The organism is Brucella daejeonensis (genome assembly GCF_014199265.1).
GTDB classification, from domain to species: domain Bacteria; phylum Pseudomonadota; class Alphaproteobacteria; order Rhizobiales; family Rhizobiaceae; genus Brucella; species Brucella daejeonensis.
The window spans coordinates 122,174-142,022 of the sequence record NZ_JACIJG010000002.1 but is presented as its reverse complement, the minus strand read 5'-3'; the positions used below and the strand labels follow the sequence as shown (position 1 = coordinate 142,022).

The window sequence follows — 19,849 nt, the reverse complement described above, 5'->3', positions numbered from 1 at the left end:
TATGGATCATTGGTCGAGTGGATTACCGGATCGAGCGAAGATAACTGGCGGTTTTACGCGCGCCGTCGAGGTCGAGCGCCGCAGCAGACGGTGACGGACTCTCAAGCATCGCTGCAACCGCATTGCTCAGCACATGAGCATTAAGGCAATCCTCGGAAATGGCCACAGCAAGCCCCATTTCCTCAAGCCGTTGCGCCCTCACCGCCTGTTCCGTTTCTCCGCCTTGCGTGAATGGTACCAGAATTGCTTTGCATCCCGCCTGTAGCAGATCGCAGACCGTGTTGTACCCGGCTTGCGATACCGAAACCTTGGCCCCTCGCAAAAGCGACGGAAAATCCTTGCGAAAACGCACCACCTCCACATTAGATGGGCTATCTTGCAGAAGCTTCTGGAAATCGGCTTCCGGCAGATTGGGACCGGCGATGACGCACCAACTGCGCTCTATATGCTGTCGGGCAGCGCCAATCGCGGCGTTCACCAATGCCGCCCCCACCGCTCCGCCACCTGCGGAGACGACAATATCGAATTTTTCCGGGCTGGCGGGCGCGGGCGGAGCCGCAACCAGACCCGTATGGACGATGCGGTCGGCAATCTCGTCCGCCAGCGGAAAGCTATCGGACAAAGACACGAAATTCTCGTCGCCGTGAACCAGAACATGGTCGAAGTGAGCCTTGACCAGTGCAACCGTTTCCTCATTGCGGCCCGGTTTCGTCCTCTGCTGGACGATATCACGCACGGACGTGATGAGCTTCGGGCGCGGCGTGGAGTTTTCAATGGCCTCGATCAGCGGAATAAGCTCAAACCGCATTTGCCGCCGCCCGAACGGAAAGGCTTCGATAATGACCATATCCGGCTTCAGCCGGTGAAATATCTCCAGAAGCCTGTCCCGACGCTGCGCCAGAAAAGCTTCGTCCGCAGGCCGACCGTCCGCATCGGCAAGGCCGGAGAAACCGGCGTTGTTTGCTACGAGCGGAGGCAGCGCAATTGCCGGAATGCCATCCGCCGGAAACCCCGGAACCGGAAGCCCGCCTGTTACCACGGTCACGTCGAAACCGTCGTCCTTCATCGCCGACGCGATGCGGCTTGCCCGCGCGATGTGCCCTATCCCCAGAAGGTGCTGGACATAAAACAAGACCTTCGGACCCGGTTTTGCAGGGCTGCCGCTCATGTCTTCGTCCATTCCCGCTCGAAAAGTTCCGTTAGCTGGTGAATGCTGGCGTGATGATCGAAATGATGACGAACGCGATGTTCCGCCGCCTCGCCCAACCGATGGCGTAATTGCGGGTCTCCGGCGAGCTTCTCAAGCGCGGCGGCAAGCGCTTCCGGATCTTCGGACGGCACCAGAAACCCGTTTTCGCCGTCGCTCAACAGCTCCGGGACGCCGGAAATATTGGTCGAAACACAAACGAGGTTCTGGCTCGATGCTTCAACAATCACATTCGGCAGCCCATCGCGGTCGCCATCGGCCGTGATCCGGCATGCCAGCGCGAAAATATCCGATTGACGGTAATGCTCCAGCACCTCTTCCTGTGCCAGCGCGCCTTTCCACGCGATCCGGTCGGCCAGACCGAGGGATTCCGCGAGCGGCTTCAGATGGGCAAGCTGGTCGCCGCCGCCGATATGCGTGAAGTGCCAGTGGATATCGGAAGGCAATAGCGCCAGCGCATGCAAAAGCACATCATAGCCCTTCTTGGGCACGGCTCGACCGACGCTGAGGATACGCAGCGGATCGCTGGCGTCGGCGCCATCCCTTGATGAGCGCGGCGCCTCGAAGCGGCCAAAACGGTCGAGATCGAGCCCGTGATAGCTCAGATGCACAGCGTCCTTGCGCGGGGTCAGGCCGCGCATATGCTCATAGCCGGCGCGCGTGCAGGTGACACTCCAGCGCGTGGCTCCAAGTTTTTCCGCCAGTTCCCAGTCCGGCGAAGTCCAGATATCCTTGGCGTGTGCGGAACACGTCCATGGCACGCCGGTCAGAAGGCTTGCATAGGCTGTCACCGAGGCCGGTGTGTGGATGAAATGCGCATGCAGCCATTCGCCCCGGTCCGGCCATTCATGGGCAAGCACCATGGCCTGCCCCAGCCGCCGCACACGGTTGGGCGTAATATCCCGCCGCAGATCCTTCAGGAACTGGCGCATGAGCCGGTGAAAACCGGGTCTGCGCCATGCGGCCCACATTCCGCGCAAAACCCGCAACGGCTCTTCATAAAGATATTCCGGCAGATAGACGACGCGGGCCTTGATCTCGTCATGGATCGGGTGCCGCTTCTTGTCGGTCGGACGGCGCATCGAAATGAGTGTCAGGTCGAAACCCGCACGCTCCAGCCCCAGAAGTTCCTGTGCGATGAAGGTTTCCGAAAGACGCGGATAGCCCTTCAGCACGACAAGCAGTTTTCGACGAACGGGCATGGCTGCCAAACTATTTTGCTGCAATGAGGGTCTCCGGGACAGCTCCCGACTGCCGTTCGCTCTCATCCAGCCATTCTCCGACGATCTGGGAAATATGAGGCAACCCCTCCAGGCGCATATCGCTGTTGCTTGCCGACGGCGGCAACCGGTCAGGCAGGCGTTGCAGAACTTCCGCCAGTCGTTGCGGATCGTCAGCTTCCTCGGGAAGCAGCATTTCTATGAGATTGAGTTCCGCAGCGCGGCGGGCGCGGATAAGCTGTTCTTCCCGAGGCTCGACGCGCGGAACGATCAGCGCCGGTTTGTCGAACGATAATATCTCGCAATAGGTGTTGTAGCCGCCCATCGCGACCACCGCCTTTGCGCCTGCGATCAGGTCTTCCATGCGATTATCGAACTCGATCACCTCGAGATAAGGGATATTCTGTGCGCTTTTGCGCAATTTTGTCCGTTCCTTTGCAGGCATATAGGGACCCAGAACGATGAATGCGCGAGCCTTAAGTTCCGGCACTTTCTGGTAGGCGTTGATGACATTGCGCACCAGATCGGCGCCATCCCCGCCACCGCCGGTCGTGACAAGGATATAATCTCCATCCGGGACATGCGGCAACGATGCCTTGTCGTGCGCAAGGCTGCGCTGGAGAAAACCGACAAAATTCATCTTGCGGCGCAGGGTCTCCGGCACATCCAGCTCAACGAGCGGATCGTAGAAATCCGGCGGTCCATAAACCCATACGTTGTCGTAGTACCGGTCGATTTTCTCGATGATGTTGTTCTTCTTCCACTCCGCTTCCAGAAGATGTGGAGCATCCATCACCTCGCGCAGGCCAAGAATGAGCTTGGTGCCCCGGCTCTTGAGATAAGACAGCGTTTCTTCCACTTCGCCCTTCAGCCCCATCGGCTCCTTGTCGACGATGAAGATATCTGGCTGGAAGGTCTCTGCCGTATGGCGAATAATCGACTGGCGCATCTTGAGCGTGTCGCAGAGGTCGATATGGCTGGCCAGCGACGTATATTCACCATTGCGCAGCTTGATGACACTCGGCACTTTCACGAAATCGACACGGGCGCGGTAATCGAAAGCGCCCGCAATCGTGGCGCCCGATATGATCAGGATATTCAGCCCGCGATAATCCTCGACCAGCGCATGAGCGATGGTTCTGCAACGCCTTAAATGCCCCAGCCCGAACGTATCGTGGCTGTACATAAGGATACGCGCATCCTCAAAACGGCGCATCAATGTTCAAACCTTTCCGGTACAGGACACGCTTGCAGCTCGTTTAAGATGAAACGTCCAGAGTTGATGAAAACGGTAATGCTGAAACAATGCACGCGGTGTAGCCTCATAATCCAAGTTATCTGTAAGGATCCGCTGCATCGCGCAATCCATCTCCCAAAAAGTTGAAGGCGAGAATGACTAGAATGACGGGAACCATGGGCAGCAGCAACCAGGGATAGAACGCGATGACACTTACGTTACGGGCCTCAGTTAAAAGGATTCCCCAGCTCGTTACAGGAGGTCTAAGCCCTAACCCTAAAAAACTCAACGCTGTTTCCCCAAGAATCATTCCGGGGATCGATATGGTTGCCGCCGCGATCAGGTGCGACATGAAACCGGGCACAAGGTGTCGGCCGATAATGCGCCGGCTGCTTGCCCCCATGAGTTGAGCAGCCAGAACGTAGTCTTCTTCACGCAGCGCAAGTATCTTCGAGCGAACGGCACGCGCAAGCCCGGTCCAGTCGAGCATACCCAGAATGATGGTGATGCCGAAATAGATCAGGATCGGACTCCATGACACCGGCATCACCGCTGAAAGGGCCATCCACAGCGGCAGGCTCGGCAAGGCCTGCAGAACCTCGATGATCCGCTGGACGATCAGATCGAACCAGCCGCCGCGATAACCCGCAATGCCGCCGATGATAATGCCGAGCGCGAAACTGATGGCGACGCCCAACAGGCCAATGGTCAGTGAAATCCGGGCGCCATAGATGATCCGGGACAGCACATCTCGACCAAGACGGTCTGTGCCAAGAAGAAACATTTGCCCGCCCGGAGCGGGGCAGACAAGATGAAGGTTGCCGCTGAAAAGCCCCCAGAAGCGATAATTGTCGCCCCGGCAGAAAAAGCGCAGCGGCTGCACATCCGATCGGTTTTCGCTATAGACGCGCCGCAACGTGTCCATATTGAGGGTCATTTCGCGGCCATAGACAAACGGTCCGACGAAGTTTCCCTCATGAAACAGGTGAACCCTTTGCGGAGGGGCATGGATGAATTCGACATTCCGCGCGTGCAGATCGTAAGGCGCAAGAAACTCCGCGATGACGATAGCGCCATAGAGCAGGATCAGGAAAATACCGGATGCGAGCGCAAGCCTGTGACGCCTGAATTTCCACCACATCAGCTGACGCTGCGACGCGAGATGAATTTTCGCCTGCGCATCCGTCATCTTCTCGACGGAATAAGGATCGAACGGCGCATCCGAGACGAAATGGGGAAGCGGCGCGCCCGGCGGCGGAAGCATGGCGCTCATTTTCTATGCCCCCCTTGCAACCGGATACGCGGGTCCAGAACCGCCAGCGCGATGTCGGATATGAGCATTCCGATGACTGTCAGAAACGCGAGAAACATCAGGAAAGACCCGGCCAGATACATATCCTGACTTTGCAGTGCCTTGATCAGCATTGGCCCGGTGGTTTCCAGCGACAGCACGATCGCAGTGATTTCGGCGCCCGATATGATGGTCGGCAATATGGAGCCGATGTCGGCCACGAAGAAATTGAGCGCCATACGAAGCGGATATTTCACCAGAGCGCGGAATGGATGCAGTCCCTTGGCCCGTGCCGTCATGACATATTGCTTCTGCAATTCGTCCAGAAGATTGGCGCGCAGTCGCCGGATCATGCCGGCGGTTCCAGCCGTTCCGACAATGAGCACCGGAATCCATAAATGTTCGAGGATGGATTTTGCCTTTGCCCAGCTCATGGGTTCCGCAATATATTTCAAGTCCATCAGGTGACCGATGGAAGTCCCGAACCAGATATTGGCGAAATACATGAGGATGAGCGCCAGCATGAAGTTCGGAATGGCAATACCGAGCAGGCCGAACAGAGAGAAGCCGTAATCGCCCCAGCTATACTGATGCGTTGCCGAATACATGCCGATCGGAAAGGCGATCAGCCAGGTCAGAATGATGGTACAGAACGAGACGAGGATAGTGAGCCACAGCCTGTCCCCGACCACTTCGCTGACCGGCAACTGGTACTCGAACGAATATCCGAAATCCCCATGCAGCATCCCGCCCAGCCAGTAGAAATAGCGCACGACCGGCGGCTTGTCGAAACCGTACTGACGGCGCATTTCCTCGATCTCCTGAAGATTTGCCGTCTCGCCTTGTGCCTGAAGCTCGGCAATCTGGCTTTCGAAGAAATTTCCCGGAGGCAGTTCGATGATTGTGAAAATGAGCGCCGAAATAATCAGCAGGGTCGGGATCATGGCGGCGATGCGCCAGAGGATGTAGCGCAGCATTTCAGCGCCCCCCTTCCGAGCCTGATCCAAAAGTCGCTATGCCGGTCTGCAAATCGTGATTTTCTGCGCTCCGGTGCTCATGTACATTAAGTACATTGCGCTCCGTTACTCGAAAATCGTCATTTTCGCCACGGCCTTCCGCTTTTTGATTCAAGCTCTCCGGCGTGTCGTCCAGCCAGAACGCATCGGGCATATAGACGCCTAGAAAACAGGTCGGGTTGAAGCCGTACAATCCCTTTTTCGGTATGTTGCGTAAATAGGATGTATGCACGATCGGTTGCGGCGTGCCATTGACCAGCCCGATCGAAAACACCTGATCGGTGAAGATGGAAAGCATCTTGTGCCATATCTCGGTCCGCTCGCTCATATGCGCGGAAGACCGCCACTGCTTCTGCAATGTGCAAAGCTCAACCGCTTCAGGCAGATCAGGCGCTTTGCCCTTTACTCCAAGCGACAGTTGATACATCCCCCAGAGTGGCCATTGTAGCTGATCGTCGGCAGTCGGGGCGAGTTGGGCAGGATTCATGTCTGCGGTGGCAACGCCGTTCTCAAGGCCAAACCAGATGGACATCATGATCCGTCCGCCCATGGCGCGGGACCGGAAAATGTCACGCTGGCTGGTGCGGGTGAACAGCGCTATGCCGATCTTGCGCCAATGATCGGTGACCAATTCCAGCACGTCAGTGTCGAGTGTACTTTCGCCTGCCGATTCAATCGTGATCTCCGCAAGCCGACCATCCGGTAAGATGCGAATGCCGTTCGCGTCACGCTTTTGCAGGCCTGCCTCATCGAGCAGCGTATTGGCCTGATCGGGGTCGTATTGGATCCAGGCATTGGCGTATTCAGGCCTATAAAGCGGGCTTTCCGGCAGCAACGTATCGGCGCTCGGCGTGCCCAGCCCATAGAAAACCGCCATGTTGATTTCGTGCCGGTCGATGCCAAGCGAAAGAGCTCGCCGGACACGAACGTCCCTGAAAAGATTGCGCCATACATCGTCCGCGCAGTTGAGATTGGGAAGGATGGCTAGGCGCGATCCACGTATCATTTTCCATAAATTGACTTTTATCGGATAACGCTTCTCGGCATCCTTCAGGAAGGCATAGTCCGTAAAATCGATATTCGTTGCCTGAAGATCGCTTTCTCCGGCACCGGCCTTGGCCGGAATGATGGAGGATGAGCTGACATTGAGTATGACCCGGTCGATATAGGGCAGTTGCCGCCCATTTTCGTCGATGCGATGGAAATAGGGATTGCGCTCGAAAACGAATTGCTCGGCAGGCGGCGCTGTCGTGTTGAGCCACGGATCGAGAACCGGCAGTTCGGGATTCTCCGGTCGATACTGGCGCGCAATTTTTGTGTGAAGCTCGGTCCATTTCTTGGCGCGATAGCGCTTCATGAGCGACGAGAGGCGGAATGCATCCTGATATTTTTGATGGAACTGGCGCAGATAATGGAACGGGCCCACAAGGACAATGGGCTGTGCGGCCGCCAGACTTGGCAAAAAATCCGGGTTCGGCGATTGCCAGCTATAACGAACGGTCCGCTCATCGATCAGTTCGAATTCCGGCAACCTGCCATCGATGCGCAGTTCAAGCGCACCTCCGCCGGGCGTCAGGTCCGGGTCGAGAATGACGTCATTCCACCAATAGGCGAAATCCATGGCAGTAAACGGTTGCCCATCCGACCAACGATGCCCTGCCCGCAAATGAAAGGTAAAAATCCGATCGTCCTGCGATTCCCAGGATTCCAGAATATCGGGCTGCAATTCAAGCCGTTCATTATAGCCCACCAGACGCGCATAACCGTTGATGGTCATGTAGCGTATATCTTTCTGGCTGCCGATGATCGTGCGCAACTCCCCGCCATAACGGCCCGGCTGACGTCCCATGTCTCTCATACGAACGACGCGTGGCTGCATGGGAATCCGTTGGCCAATCGGCGGCAGGCTGCGGGCGATAAGCTGCTCATCGAGAAAATCCGGCTCAAGCTTCCAGTCTGCGAGGGCAGGCAGCGGGAGAAGAGAAGCGGCCATGCCGCCCAGCAAGGTTCTGCGGGTAATCAATTTCTCAACTCCCCAATCGCCGCATCGCGGCTTGCCAGAACCAGATGGCCGTTACCAAGGTCGACCGATGTCAGATCGCCCTCTTCGCCAGAGAAACGCCCGCCCCAGCGCCGCCGGTCCGATGCTCCGCTTGCATTCAGGGCGTCGAAATCCAGCGGCCGGTCGAGGTCCGGGAACGGTATGGCGGCGAGAAGGGCCTGCGTATAGGGATGAACCGGTTTGCGCAGAATGATTTCGCTCGGCGCCATCTCGACGATCCGCCCACCACACATGACCGCGATCCGGTCAGCCATGTAATCGACGACCGCCAGATTGTGGGAAATGAAGAGGTAGGTGAGACCGAGTTCTTTCTGAAGGTCCTTCAAAAGATTGAGAATCTGGGCCTGAACCGAAACGTCGAGCGCGGAAACCGGTTCATCGCAGACAACCAGCCTTGGCCCCAGCGCAAGCGCGCGCGCGATACCAATCCGCTGGCGCTGACCGCCGGAGAAACTGTGCGGATAACGGCTAAGATAGCGCTCATCGAGGCCGATTGCCTGCATCAGCGCCCGTACTTTCTTTTGACAATAAGCTTTGTCGCCGCGCCTGTGAATTTCAAGCGGCTCGCTCAAAATGCTGCCGATGGTCATACGCGGCGAAAGCGATGAGACGGGATCCTGAAATATCATCTGGATTCTGGTGCGCAGATCCATCAACTGCGCGCCCTCCGCAGCGAGCACATCGACCGGCCCATCTCCGTCATCGAAGATGACCGAACCCTGATCGGGCGTGACGGCGCGCATCAGAATTTTGCTGACGGTGGTTTTTCCCGAGCCGCTTTCGCCAACGAGGCCCAGACATTCCCCGCGCCTTATATCGAAACTGACATCATCGACGGCCCGAACAGAAGCCGCCTTGCCATCACCGAACAGTCCTGCCTTGCGGGTGGTATATGTTTTGGTGAGATTGCGCACGGACAGCAATATTTCCGGCGTATCACCACTCGGCGCCTTCTTCTTCCAGAGCGTTTCGGTGTGAACCGGAACCTCGCGCAGGGCTTTCAAACGCTCGCCGGGGCGCATGTCGAAATGCGGAACGGCAGCCATAAGCCCTTTCAGATAGGGGTGCCGCGGATTGCGGAAAATATCCTCCACCGGACCGGCTTCCAGAATCCGCCCGTGGTAAATGACCACCACTTCATTGGCCAGATTGGCGACCACGCCAAGATCATGCGTGATCAACAGCATCGCCATGTTGAGCTTATGCTGCAAATCGCGAAGCAATTCGAGAATTTGCGCCTGAATCGTCACATCCAGCGCCGTCGTCGGCTCATCGGCGATCAGAAGCGCTGGGCGACAGATCAGCGCCATGGCGATCATGGCGCGCTGGCGCATCCCCCCCGAAAGCTCGAAGGGATACATGTCGAATGTCCGCGACGGATTGGAGAAACCGACCAGCCCCAGCATCTCCTCCGTACGGGCGCGCCGCTCGGCCTTTGTCAGATTCGCATGAATAGCCAGCACTTCGCTGATCTGGTTGCCTACCGTGTGGAGCGGCGATAGCGACGTCATCGGCTCCTGAAATATCTTGGCGATACGACTGCCGCGCAGGGCGCGAATTTCAGGCCCGTCATCCACCAGCTTGAGAATATCCGTCGTCTCGCCATTGACCGGATCGGTAAACAGAACTTTCCCGTCGGCATGGCCGTTGCGAGGCAGAATTCCCATGATCGACTGGCTGATGACCGATTTACCGGAGCCGGATTCTCCAACAAGCGCCGTCACCTTGCCGGGCAGAATACGCAGATTGGCGTCTTTGACGACGCTCCATTTATTGCCCAGCATGGAAAAGGAAATGCCCAGACCTTCGACGCGTAACAGATCCCTACCCGACTTCATGCGAAATTACCGCTCCCCAAAAGCACCTTTCGCCACCACGAATTGAGCCTAGCGCGCCGTCAGCGGCGTGTCCAGAGCGGCCCGCGATCTGATCAGAACACCGGACAGAATTGTGCATCCATCACGTCTTCGCAGCGGGGCGAACGACGAAAATGATCGTAGTACAGCGTCCAGTCCGTCTTGTCGGCAGCCCGGTAAGGCCCGAACTTGAAATACTGGTTTGCGCCCAGACCCGGATCGTTATGACCGATATGGCCCTTCACCGTGACAATCCATTTGTTGTTGGCGAATATCTCGATATGTCCCGACCCGTCAGGACCGGGCTTCGTATAGATCGCAAAGTCGATCCAGCCCGACTCCGGCGACGGCAGCTTGTTACCGCGATCAATGACGGTCATCGCGGTCGTTCGACTGCTGAAGCGCGGATCGTCCTGCGCGGTCCAGTCGGCCTGTGCCGCGACCAGAGCACGCATCTGGTTGACATTCGGGCGGAACCAGACGGGCGTGGTTTGAGTTTCCAAGGGCTGGGCGCTTGCTTCGACGGGCATGACATAATTGGTTTCAACCGTCGCAAAAAGCTTGCCATTGTTTAGCCGGAGCGCCAGAAACGGGCTGAAATCGCCCTTGGCGCCCGGCTCGATCTCACGTTTCCACTGCGCAATAAGGTAACGGTGGTCAACACTGGGAATAGGATCGGCGAACCGAACTGCGAACCCGTACCAGATTCCCTGATTGTAAGGCACGCGCTGATCGGTTTTCTCCCAGATTTCAGCACGTTCGCTACAGTTTTTCCGGGCTTCCGGGCAAAGGGGTTTAACACTGAGTTTCAGCGCCCCGTTCCCCTTGAAGGTTACATCCGATTGAAACTCGACGCTACCCGCGCTTTGCTCGAAATTACGGCGATAATAAAGACCGCCAGAGGGAGAAAAGTCGGAGCCTTCGAAATCATCGACACGAGGGGTATTCCAGGATTCCATTGCCACCGCCGCTGGGATAGGAATGAACAGGAGCGCGGTCAGACAGATGATGACACGCTTCATTTTGAGGGGGTCTCCGGTGCGTTTTGGGCAGTCTGTGAACCCCCGTCGCGATACAGCAGCATGATCTGCTCCGCTTCGGAAAACCTGCCCGTGTCAATGCCGTTCGATATCTCGTCCGCATTGCAACACGTCAGAGATTTCGGACGCATGACCGTTACTTTCTGTCCTACGCCGCGCAGTTTTTCATCTCCCAGCTTCACCCAGTCCCCACCGCTATAGTTCACGAAATTTCCGCTGGCGATAATTTCCGACGAATATCGCTTCGTCAAGGCTTGCAAACGCTGCGCCTCGTTGACGGCCGAACCGAAAGCCGAAAAAGTCAACCGGTCTCGCAGACCAACATTTCCGAACATTACATTGCCGACATGCAGTCCGACACCGTAGCGAATGGCGGGCTTTCCGTCCTGCCGGCGCTCCTTGTTGAGAGCAGCCATATTAGCCTGCGCCTGCGCCAAGGCCGACAATGCAGCCTGGCAAGCGATAACCGAAGGCTCACGATGGCGACCACATGGATAAACAGCCAGAAAGCCATCGCCGATAAAGCTTAGAATCTCCCCGCCATTCCGATTGAACGGAGCGGCCAGAGCATCGAAGAACTGATTGAGCGTGTCGATATAGACCTGCCGCCCCTCTTTCTCGGCCAAAGCGGTTGACTGGCGCATATCTCCCATGACGAGCGCCGCTCGTATGGTTTCGCCATCGCCGCGCTTGATCTGGCCGTTCAGAACGCGCCGACCGGCATCGCCGCCCAGATAAGTGGTCAACATGCTGTCCGTGAGCTTGCCGAGTACCGCTATCTTCGCTGCAACCGCCAACTGGCTTTGCAGCTTTAAAAGATAGGCAATCATCTCGTCATCGAAACCCGAGCGGCAGTCCGTCGCCCACGACCCCATCATGCCTTGCATGGAATGGGCGCCGAACGGCTGGATAAATGCCAGATAATCGGTCATTCCCTGTTGTTTCAGGTCTGTGAAGACCGGAAATTCATCGACAGAATCCGGCGTGAAGCGGCGGCGAAGATGGTCAAGCTTGTTGGAAAGCAGATAGTAATACGGACTTGCGAGAAAACGTTCCGGCTCGTCGCCCTGCCTGTGCCTGTATCCTTCGATGGTCAGGCCCTGCGCGCGACGCCATGTAAAGCCGACGGCATCATAAAGAGGATGCAACATCGAGAATGTCATATGCGCCCGTGCGACCGGAAGGCCTGCGGCGGCAAGGCGCTCGCAGAAACCCAGAAGTATCGTCTGTAGCGTTTCTCCCGCCATCGATGACCGCGTCAGCCATTCGGCGGCCTTGTCGAGAAGAACGGCAGATACACGGTGTTCAGATACGTGGGATTCGATCTTGCGCATAACCTCAACCTATCTGGACCATTTCAAGTACAAGCACGAAGTGATTTGCGTGAAAATGGCAGAAAACAACAATGAAGTGAAGCGAGCAAAGGTATATAGCTGATCGCAGCATCTACGATAGAGGCAGATGTGAGAGCCTGCATTCGGCTACAGCCAACAGCCCGATGGCAAGCATTCTTGACAGGCTCAGGCAAACGAGCCATCTAGGGTCAAAATCCTGGTCGGATTTGGGCCCTAGTGGTCTGATTCCGACGTTTGCATCTCATTCGCATCCGATGCGAGGCAAATATTGGACACTAGAGAATCACTATAACTATATGATTCCATTGGATTTTGCATCGCATCACTAACGTCAGGACCGGTTTAAAAAGGATGCCGGCTGCTCTATTCTCGATACCTATTCATCCTCAGGAAAGATACCTCCGTTGACCGTCTTACAAGCCAGTTTCCACGATCTTGAGCGTCGTATCACCGAGCGGACGGCGCATGTTGGAGTTATCGGCCTGGGTTATGTAGGCCTGCCGCTTGCCATCACGGTAGCCAATCAGGGTTTTCGCGTAACGGGCTTCGACATTGATCCTGACAAAATCACCGCGCTGAATGCATACCAGTCCTATATTGAAGCGGTCTCAGATGAAGCATTAACGGCCGTCAGTAAACCTGGCCGTTTTACATCGACAACCAGTTTTACGCAGATCGAACGCTGCGATATAGTTATTATCTGCGTACCGACCCCACTGACAAAACATCGTGATCCGGACCTTTCGTTTGTGGAGAACACAAGTCGAGCCATCGCTGCAAAGTTGCGTCCCGGGCAACTGATCGTGTTGGAATCGACCACATACCCCGGCACGACGAACGATGTCGTACGCCCCATACTGGAGGAGACAGGGCTGAAATCCGGACGTGATTTCTTTCTCGGCTTTTCCCCTGAACGCGAAGACCCTGGCAACCGTCATTTCGAGACTTCAACTATTCCAAAAGTTGTTTCAGGTGACGGAGAAGAAGCACAGCAGTTGATGGCCGCATTTTATGGCGCCGTCGTAAAAACAGTAGTTCCGGTATCTTCCAACGCCACCGCTGAAGCGGTGAAGCTTACCGAGAACATCTTCCGCGCCGTCAATATTGCTTTGGTGAACGAACTCAAAATCCTGTATACAGCGATGGGGATCGATATATGGGAGGTGATCGAAGCGGCCAAAACCAAACCTTTCGGTTATATGCCATTTTATCCGGGCCCCGGTCTCGGAGGACATTGTATCCCGATCGACCCTTTCTATCTCACATGGAAGTCGCGGGAATTTGAGCTTCCTACGCGATTTATAGAACTAGCGGGGGAGATTAACTCTGCCATGCCCCGTTATGTGGTCAGCCGTCTGGCCGAGGCGCTGGATATACAGTCCGGCAAGGCTCTGAGCCGTTCACGGATACTTATCCTCGGCCTTGCTTATAAAAAGAACATTCCAGACATTCGCGAAAGCCCGTCTCTGCGCCTGATTGAGCTGATCGAGGAACGTGGCGCGCAAACGGATTATCACGACCCCTTCGTTCCAGAGATCCCGCCAACGCGTCAGTTCCGTCCATTATTGGGCAAAAAATCGGTTTCTCTTTCGGTGGAGCAGTTGAAACAATACGACGCAGTGCTCGTCGCGACCGATCACGATGCGGTCGATTATCAACTCATCGTTGCCGAGAGCGCTCTGATTGTGGATACGAGAAACAAACTCAGTAAACTGGGATATACCGGCCCCAATATCGTGGCGGCATGACCCGCCGAGAACGATGGCGCGAGACCGGACAGCCGGAAACAGGGCTGTTGATCCGTGTCATGGAATTGGCATAGTGTCAGGACACTCCTGGACAGAGCGCGGGATGATCAATCACCCAAAGCCATGAACCGTCAGTCTGATGGCGTGCAACTTCGACTGTGACGGTGCCATCACGCAGGCGAGCGGAAGTGATTGCAAGCTCTCCACTCCGTAAGACTTGAGCTTGCGTCCCCCGCTCTATTTTCGGTTGCGCAGCGAGGAAACTCCGAAATGCCTCGCCAATGGCGTTTTTGCCCACAGCGACATTGCCGTCGGGCAAAGACATAACCGCATTCTCCTCATAGAGTGCAGCGATCCTATCCACGTCCCCGGTAACCAATCGCTCGACCAGGAGCCGAGGCAAGTCTTCGGGCCTTTTCGCGACTTCTGCCATTGAAACCTCCGCACGTTTTTTTCGGAGGCTTCAGATTAACATCACGCGCACCAAATCATGTCAGGTGTGATCCATTGTTGGTATTGGCACGCCGTAAATCCGTCACGCTGTCCGCATTTTCCAATGCATCGGGCCACCCCGCCAACGCGGGAAGCCATAGCCATGGATTTCCACCAGATCGATGTCGCTCGGCTGTCTGGCAATGCCCTCGGCCAGAATGGCCTCGCCTTCCGCCGCCATCTCGCCGACGAGACGTTCGCCGATCTGTTCCAGTGTCAATTCCGATGCGCCAGCAACCTGTGATGACAGCAGTTCACTGACGGCGACAGATGGCTGCGGCGTGCGGTTGCCCGGCGTGTAATCATACCAGCCGCCGCCCGTCTTCTGGCCTTTTCGCCCGGCGCGAACCAGAATATCGCCAAGCTGTTCAGGCACGTTCTGCCCGGCAGCACGCGCGCCTTCGCGTTGCAGGAAGGCAATGTCCAGCCCGCCCAGATCCTGTGCCTCGAACGGCCCCATGGCAAATCCGAATTTGCGCATGGCGGCATCCACATCGGCAATTGCCACGCCCTGGCGCAGCAAGGCTTCAGCTGACGCACGATAACGCTTCAAAATACGATTGCCGATAAAGCCCTCACAGATACCGGCCTCGACCGGGATCTTGCCCAGCTGACGCGCCAGCGCAAAGCCGGTGGCAACGGTTTCGGGCGCGGTTTCCGGTGTCGGTACGATTTCCAGAAGACGCATGATATTGGCGGGGCTGAAGAAATGCAGCCCGATGAAGCGCGACGGGTTCTCGACGCCTTCCGCGATCAGGCGCGGATCGAGATAGGATGTGTTGGTGGCAAGGATTGCGTCCTTGCGGCAGGCCGCGCCAAGACGTTTGAACACATCGCGCTTGACGCCGATTTCCTCGAAGACCGCCTCGATGACGAGATCGACATCGGCAAGGCTGTCATAATTGGTGGAGCCGGTAACCCCAGCCATACGGTCGGCTGCGGCGGCTTCCGTCAGCTTGCCGCGCTTCACGCCGCCAGCGAAAATGCCTTCGATATTGGCGAGACCGCGCGCCAAAGCTTCGTCGTCACGCTCGATCAGAATGACCGGCAGACCGGCATCGCGGAGTGCTGCGGCAATGCCCGCGCCCATCGTGCCGCCGCCGACCACGGCGGTTGAACGCAGCGGCGGGGTTTCGACGTCTTTGTAGAGTGCCGGGCGCGGCGCGGCGCGTTCGGCAAAGAAGACCGCACGCAATGCGGCAGCCTGATCCGATGCGCGCAATTCGAGAAAAGTCTCGCGTTCAAAAGCCATGGCGGTGGCGAAATCGCTTTCGCTCGCCTTGCGCAGGCAGGCAAGCGCGCGCAGCGGTGCAGCCTCGCCCTTGGCGCGTTTGGCAACATCGGTTTCAAGCTTCTGCCATTCTCCGGCGTCGAGCGTTTCCACGGAACGCTCGGATGCACGGGCGGGAAGCGGCGCTTTGACGGCATCGCGCGCAAAGCTGACCGCATCGGCCACCAGATCGTCGCCGGTAATCGCGTCGATCAGGCCCAGTTCCAGTGCCTTTGGCGCACGTACCGGTTTGCCGGTCGTCACCAGATCGACTGCATTGGCAATGCCGACAAGACGCGGCGTGCGCACCGTGCCGCTCGCGCCGGGCACGATGCCGAGCGTGACTTCCGGCAGGCCGAGCGATGCGTTTTTGACGGCAACGCGGAAGCGGCACCCCATGGCCACTTCAAGCCCGCCGCCAAGCGCCGATCCATGAATGGCAGCGACCCATGGCTTGGTCGCCGCTTCGATGCGGCTCACCAGATCCGGCAGGTGCGGCGGCAAGGGCGGCTTGGAAAACTCCGACACATCGGCCCCGGCGATAAAGGTGCGGCCCGCGCAGGCAAGCACCACCGCATCGACATCCGACCGGGCGTCGAGCGTTTCAACTGCATTCCATAATGCCTCACGCAATGCATGGCTCAAGGCATTGACCGGTGGATTATCGACCGTAACAACAGCGATATTTGCCTGATATTCAATCGTGAGGAGGCTCATTTTAAATTCCCAGATAGGCTTCGCGGATGCGGGGGTCGGCAATCAGCGCCTCCGCGGTTGCAGTCATGATAATACGGCCCGTTTCCATTACATATCCACGATCTGCAATTTTCAGCGCCGCATAGGCATTCTGTTCGACGAGCAGGACGGTCACCCCGACGGTCTTGAGACCTTTCACTACGTCAAGAATCTGCTGCACCAGAATTGGCGCCAGCCCCATGGATGGCTCATCCAGCAACAGGCAGGACGGACGCCCCATCAGCGCGCGCGCAATGGCCAGCATCTGCTGCTGTCCGCCGGAAAGACCGCCAGCGGCCAGATTGCGCTTTTCCTTGAGGATCGGGAACATCTGGAAGGCGTCTTCCATGTCCTTTTCGACACGCTCGTCGGTGAAAAGAAACGCGCCGAGACGCAGATTTTCCTCCACCGTCAGATTGGTAAAAATCTGGCGACCTTCCGGGGATTGTGCAAGACCGTGTTTCAGCCGCTTATAGGCGGGAACGCCGATCAGGCTTTCGCCGCGAAAATAGATCGTGCCGCCAGTGACCGGCTGAATGCCGGAAAGGCAACGCAGCAAGGTGGTCTTGCCGGCACCGTTTGCGCCAACGACGGCAATGACTTCGCCGGAGGCAACATGCAGATCGATGCCGTGCAGCACCTCGATGCGTCCATAATGCGAGCGCAGACCTTCAACCGTTAGCATTCGCACCTCCATCAGTTCCCAGATAGGCGGCAATCACAGCCGGATCGCGGCTGACATGCGCCGGATCGCCCTCGGCAATCTTGCGACCGTGATCGAGAACGACAATGTGGTTGGAAATGCGCATGACCATTTTCATGTCATGCTCGACAAGCAGGATCGCCACGCCCGATGCGGCCACTTCGGCGATCAGGTGATCGATCTCCTCGGTTTCAACCGCGTTGCAGCCCGCCGCCGGTTCGTCCAGCAACAGGACCTTTGGCGAAAGCGCCAGAGCGCGGGCGATTTCAAGCCGCTTCAGCGCGCCATAGGAAAGCGTACCCGCTTCCCGCTCGGCAACGCGATCCAGACCGACGCGTTTGAGAAGTTCCAGCGCGCCTGATGCCGCATCCTGCGCGCGCTTGCGCGACGAAGGCAGGCTGAGAAGATCGGCCAGAATCGGGCCTTTTTCCTTCAGGTGATAGCCGGTGATGGCGTTTTCCAGAACGGTCATGTTCTGGAAAATTTGCAGGTTCTGGAACGTGCGCGACATGCCGCGCCGCGCCAGAAGATGCGGCGAGATTGCCGTCACGTCCTCGCCGTTGAGCAGAACCTTGCCGTCCGACGGCTTGTAAACGCCGGAAATCATGTTGAACAACGTCGTCTTGCCAGCCCCATTGGGGCCGATGACCGAGACGATCTCGCCTTCGTTGACCTTGAAGCCGACATCGCCGACAGCCTGCAATCCCCCGAAGCGGATACTCAGGCCCTGAACATCCAAAAGGCTCATTCTCCCCTCCCCCGGATACGCTTTGCAATGGACGGCAGAAGACCGTCGCGCATGAAGATCATCACCAGCATCATGATGAGACCGAGCACCATCTGCTCGTATTCGGCAAAGACGGTGAGAACCTGCGGCAGCAGGGTCAGGATCGTGGCGCCCAATATGCCGCCCAGAACCGAGGCCGCGCCGCCCAGAACCGCCATGGTCACCATTTCGATGGAGTGCATGAAGCCGGCAATATCGGGCGTGACGAACTTGTTCTGCAAGGCCAAAAGCGAACCGGAAACCGAAGCGAATATGGCCGAAATGACAAAGGCAGTGAGCTTTTGCCTGGCGACGTCGATGCCGACCGTCGAGGCGGCAATTTCGGAACTGTGCAAGGCGCGCAAGGCGCGACCCGTCGGGCTATGTTGCAGATTGAGCGCGATCCATGCGCCGATCAGCAGCGCCAGACCACAGAACGCATACCAGAATTCGCCATTGGTGAGATTCAGGCCCCAGTCTTTCAGCACGGCCCGCAAGCCCAGATCTGGCACCTCAATGCCGTCCGGGCCACGGGTGATTTCGCGCTCATTGCCGAGCACCATGGAAATCAGGATACCGAAGCCAAGGCTTGCAACGCCGAGATAATAGCCCTTCAAACGCAGGATCGGACGCCCGACAAGAAAGGCCATGACGCCCGAAAGCGCTGCGCCGACCACCACCGCGAGCGCGGGGTGGATGCCCATATGAATCGGCGCGAGCGCGCAGGCATAGGCCCCGATACCGGCGAAACCGGCATGACCGAGACTGATCTGACCGGCAAAGCCTGTCAGGATGACGATGCCGAGGACGGCAAGGCTGTTGATGAAAATGACGGTTCCGACGCGGAAATAATAGCCCGACGGAAACAGAACCGGTGCGATGGCTATGATGAGCGCCAGCGCCAGAAGTGTCGCTGTTTTGGCAGAAATCTTCATGATCATACCCGTTCCGTGCGCTTGATCCCGAAGATGCCCTGCGGCATGGCGAAAAGGACCACGAGGATCACCACGAAGGCGGCTGCGTCCTTGTATTGCGAGCTGAGATAACCGGCGGTCAGCGCTTCAAAGAGACCGAGCAGAATGCCGCCGACCAGTGCGCCGATGGGGTTGCCCATGCCGCCAAGCATTGCGGCGGCAAAACCCTTGAGCGCCATGCCGATACCGATATCGTAGCTGGTCAGCGTAATCGGCGTGATGAGAATACCCGCCAGAGCGCCAATCGCCGCCGACAGGGCGAAGGACATGGTCATCACCCAATTGGTGTTGATGCCGACAAGCTGCGCGGCAAGGCGATTATTCGCGGTGGCAAGCACGGCGCGGCCCGTCAATGTGCGGGTGAAAAACAGCCACAGCGCGATAAACACCGCAATACCGCCGAAGATTACCCAGACGCTCTGCGGCAGGATGGTTGCACCCAGAATATGGATCGGATCATCGCCGGAAAAGGCCGGGAACCGATGCAGCTGCTTGCCGAAAATCAGCTGGGCCGCACCGCGAATGAAAATCGATGCACCGATCGTGATGATGATCAGCGAAACAACCGGGGCGCCGCGAGCAGGCTCGATAGCGAGCTTGTTCAGCAGCACCCCGACCCCCGCAGTCAACACGATGGCGATCAGGCAGGCCAGCGGCAAGGGCAGTCCCGCCGCGTAGGTGAAGACGGTGATCATCCCGCCGAGCATGACGAATTCGCCCTGTGCGAAGTTCACAACGTCGGACGCGTTGTAGATGATCGTAAAACCAAGAGCGAGCAGCGCGTAAACCGCGCCAACCGTCACTCCCGAAAGAATGAATTGCATGAGTTCAGGCATGATGCCGGCTCCCGGTGAGCTTTATATGTCTTGCTTGAGTG

Annotated in this window: 15 protein-coding genes and 2 pseudogenes; 2 read left to right on the top strand and 15 right to left on the bottom strand. The window is 57.4% G+C overall.

What is annotated here, in order from left to right:
• Positions 1–22 precede the first annotated feature (22 nt).
• From FHS76_RS03010 to FHS76_RS02990, 5 genes are all read right to left on the bottom strand, one after another.
• Positions 23–1,168, bottom strand: coding sequence for a glycosyltransferase family protein (locus FHS76_RS03010; protein ID WP_183647887.1), 1,146 nt, complete (start codon positions 1,166–1,168; stop codon positions 23–25).
• Positions 1,165–2,409 (bottom strand): glycosyltransferase, encoded by a 1,245-nt coding sequence (locus FHS76_RS03005; RefSeq protein ID WP_183648431.1) that lies wholly within the window; start codon positions 2,407–2,409, stop codon positions 1,165–1,167. Before FHS76_RS03005 ends, FHS76_RS03010 begins: the two co-directional genes overlap by 4 nt.
• Before the next feature lie 10 nt (positions 2,410–2,419).
• Positions 2,420–3,646, bottom strand: coding sequence for a glycosyltransferase family protein (locus FHS76_RS03000; RefSeq protein ID WP_183647885.1), 1,227 nt, complete (start codon positions 3,644–3,646; stop codon positions 2,420–2,422).
• Positions 3,647–3,761: 115 nt separating this feature from the next.
• Entirely contained in the window at positions 3,762–4,937 is a 1,176-nt protein-coding gene (locus tag FHS76_RS02995; protein WP_183647883.1) for an ABC transporter permease, read from the bottom strand.
• On the bottom strand, positions 4,934–5,932 hold the full coding sequence (locus FHS76_RS02990) for an ABC transporter permease (RefSeq protein ID WP_183647881.1): 999 nt from the start codon (positions 5,930–5,932) through the stop codon (positions 4,934–4,936). The genes FHS76_RS02995 and FHS76_RS02990 overlap by 4 nt, the downstream gene beginning before the upstream one ends.
• Before the next feature lie 52 nt (positions 5,933–5,984).
• Here FHS76_RS02990 and FHS76_RS22855 point away from each other — a divergent pair.
• Positions 5,985–6,098, top strand: a pseudogene (locus FHS76_RS22855) (flagellar basal body P-ring protein FlgI); the annotation flags it as partial.
• A gap of 9 nt (positions 6,099–6,107) precedes the next feature.
• On the opposite strand, the pseudogene FHS76_RS02985 reads toward FHS76_RS22855, so the two are convergent.
• The 4 genes and pseudogenes from FHS76_RS02985 to FHS76_RS02970 all read right to left on the bottom strand — a co-directional run.
• Positions 6,108–7,994, bottom strand: a pseudogene (locus tag FHS76_RS02985) (ABC transporter substrate-binding protein); the annotation flags it as partial.
• On the bottom strand, positions 7,991–9,871 hold the full coding sequence (locus FHS76_RS02980; protein WP_183647875.1) for an ABC transporter ATP-binding protein: 1,881 nt from the start codon (positions 9,869–9,871) through the stop codon (positions 7,991–7,993). The pseudogene FHS76_RS02985 and the gene FHS76_RS02980, both read right to left, overlap by 4 nt.
• Positions 9,872–9,963: 92 nt before the next feature.
• Positions 9,964–10,911, bottom strand: a complete 948-nt coding sequence (locus FHS76_RS02975; RefSeq protein WP_183647872.1) for a polysaccharide lyase — start codon at positions 10,909–10,911, stop codon at positions 9,964–9,966.
• Positions 10,908–12,263 (bottom strand): adenylate/guanylate cyclase domain-containing protein, encoded by a 1,356-nt coding sequence (locus tag FHS76_RS02970; RefSeq protein WP_183647870.1) that lies wholly within the window; start codon positions 12,261–12,263, stop codon positions 10,908–10,910. Before FHS76_RS02970 ends, FHS76_RS02975 begins: the two co-directional genes overlap by 4 nt.
• A gap of 425 nt (positions 12,264–12,688) precedes the next feature.
• On the opposite strand from FHS76_RS02970, the gene FHS76_RS02965 reads away from it, so the two are divergent.
• Positions 12,689–14,032 (top strand): nucleotide sugar dehydrogenase, encoded by a 1,344-nt coding sequence (locus FHS76_RS02965; RefSeq protein WP_183647866.1) that lies wholly within the window; start codon positions 12,689–12,691, stop codon positions 14,030–14,032.
• A gap of 76 nt (positions 14,033–14,108) precedes the next feature.
• On the opposite strand, the gene FHS76_RS02960 is transcribed toward FHS76_RS02965, so the two are convergent.
• From FHS76_RS02960 to FHS76_RS02935, 6 genes are all read right to left on the bottom strand, one after another.
• A complete protein-coding gene (locus FHS76_RS02960; protein ID WP_183647863.1) occupies positions 14,109–14,465 on the bottom strand; it encodes a YybH family protein in 357 nt (118 codons plus the stop codon).
• 102 nt (positions 14,466–14,567) lie between these two features.
• On the bottom strand, positions 14,568–16,511 hold the full coding sequence (locus tag FHS76_RS02955) for a 3-hydroxyacyl-CoA dehydrogenase NAD-binding domain-containing protein (RefSeq protein ID WP_183647860.1): 1,944 nt from the start codon (positions 16,509–16,511) through the stop codon (positions 14,568–14,570).
• Position 16,512: 1 nt separating this feature from the next.
• Positions 16,513–17,214: an ABC transporter ATP-binding protein gene (locus FHS76_RS02950; RefSeq protein WP_183647858.1), complete on the bottom strand. Its 702-nt coding sequence runs from the start codon at positions 17,212–17,214 to the stop codon at positions 16,513–16,515.
• On the bottom strand, positions 17,201–17,980 hold the full coding sequence (locus tag FHS76_RS02945; protein ID WP_183647854.1) for an ABC transporter ATP-binding protein: 780 nt from the start codon (positions 17,978–17,980) through the stop codon (positions 17,201–17,203). The genes FHS76_RS02950 and FHS76_RS02945 overlap by 14 nt, the downstream gene beginning before the upstream one ends.
• Entirely contained in the window at positions 17,977–18,933 is a 957-nt protein-coding gene (locus tag FHS76_RS02940) for a branched-chain amino acid ABC transporter permease (protein WP_183647852.1), read from the bottom strand. Before FHS76_RS02940 ends, FHS76_RS02945 begins: the two co-directional genes overlap by 4 nt.
• A 2-nt stretch (positions 18,934–18,935) precedes the next feature.
• A complete protein-coding gene (locus tag FHS76_RS02935) occupies positions 18,936–19,808 on the bottom strand; it encodes a branched-chain amino acid ABC transporter permease (RefSeq protein WP_183647849.1) in 873 nt (290 codons plus the stop codon).
• Positions 19,809–19,849: the final 41 nt, after the last annotated feature.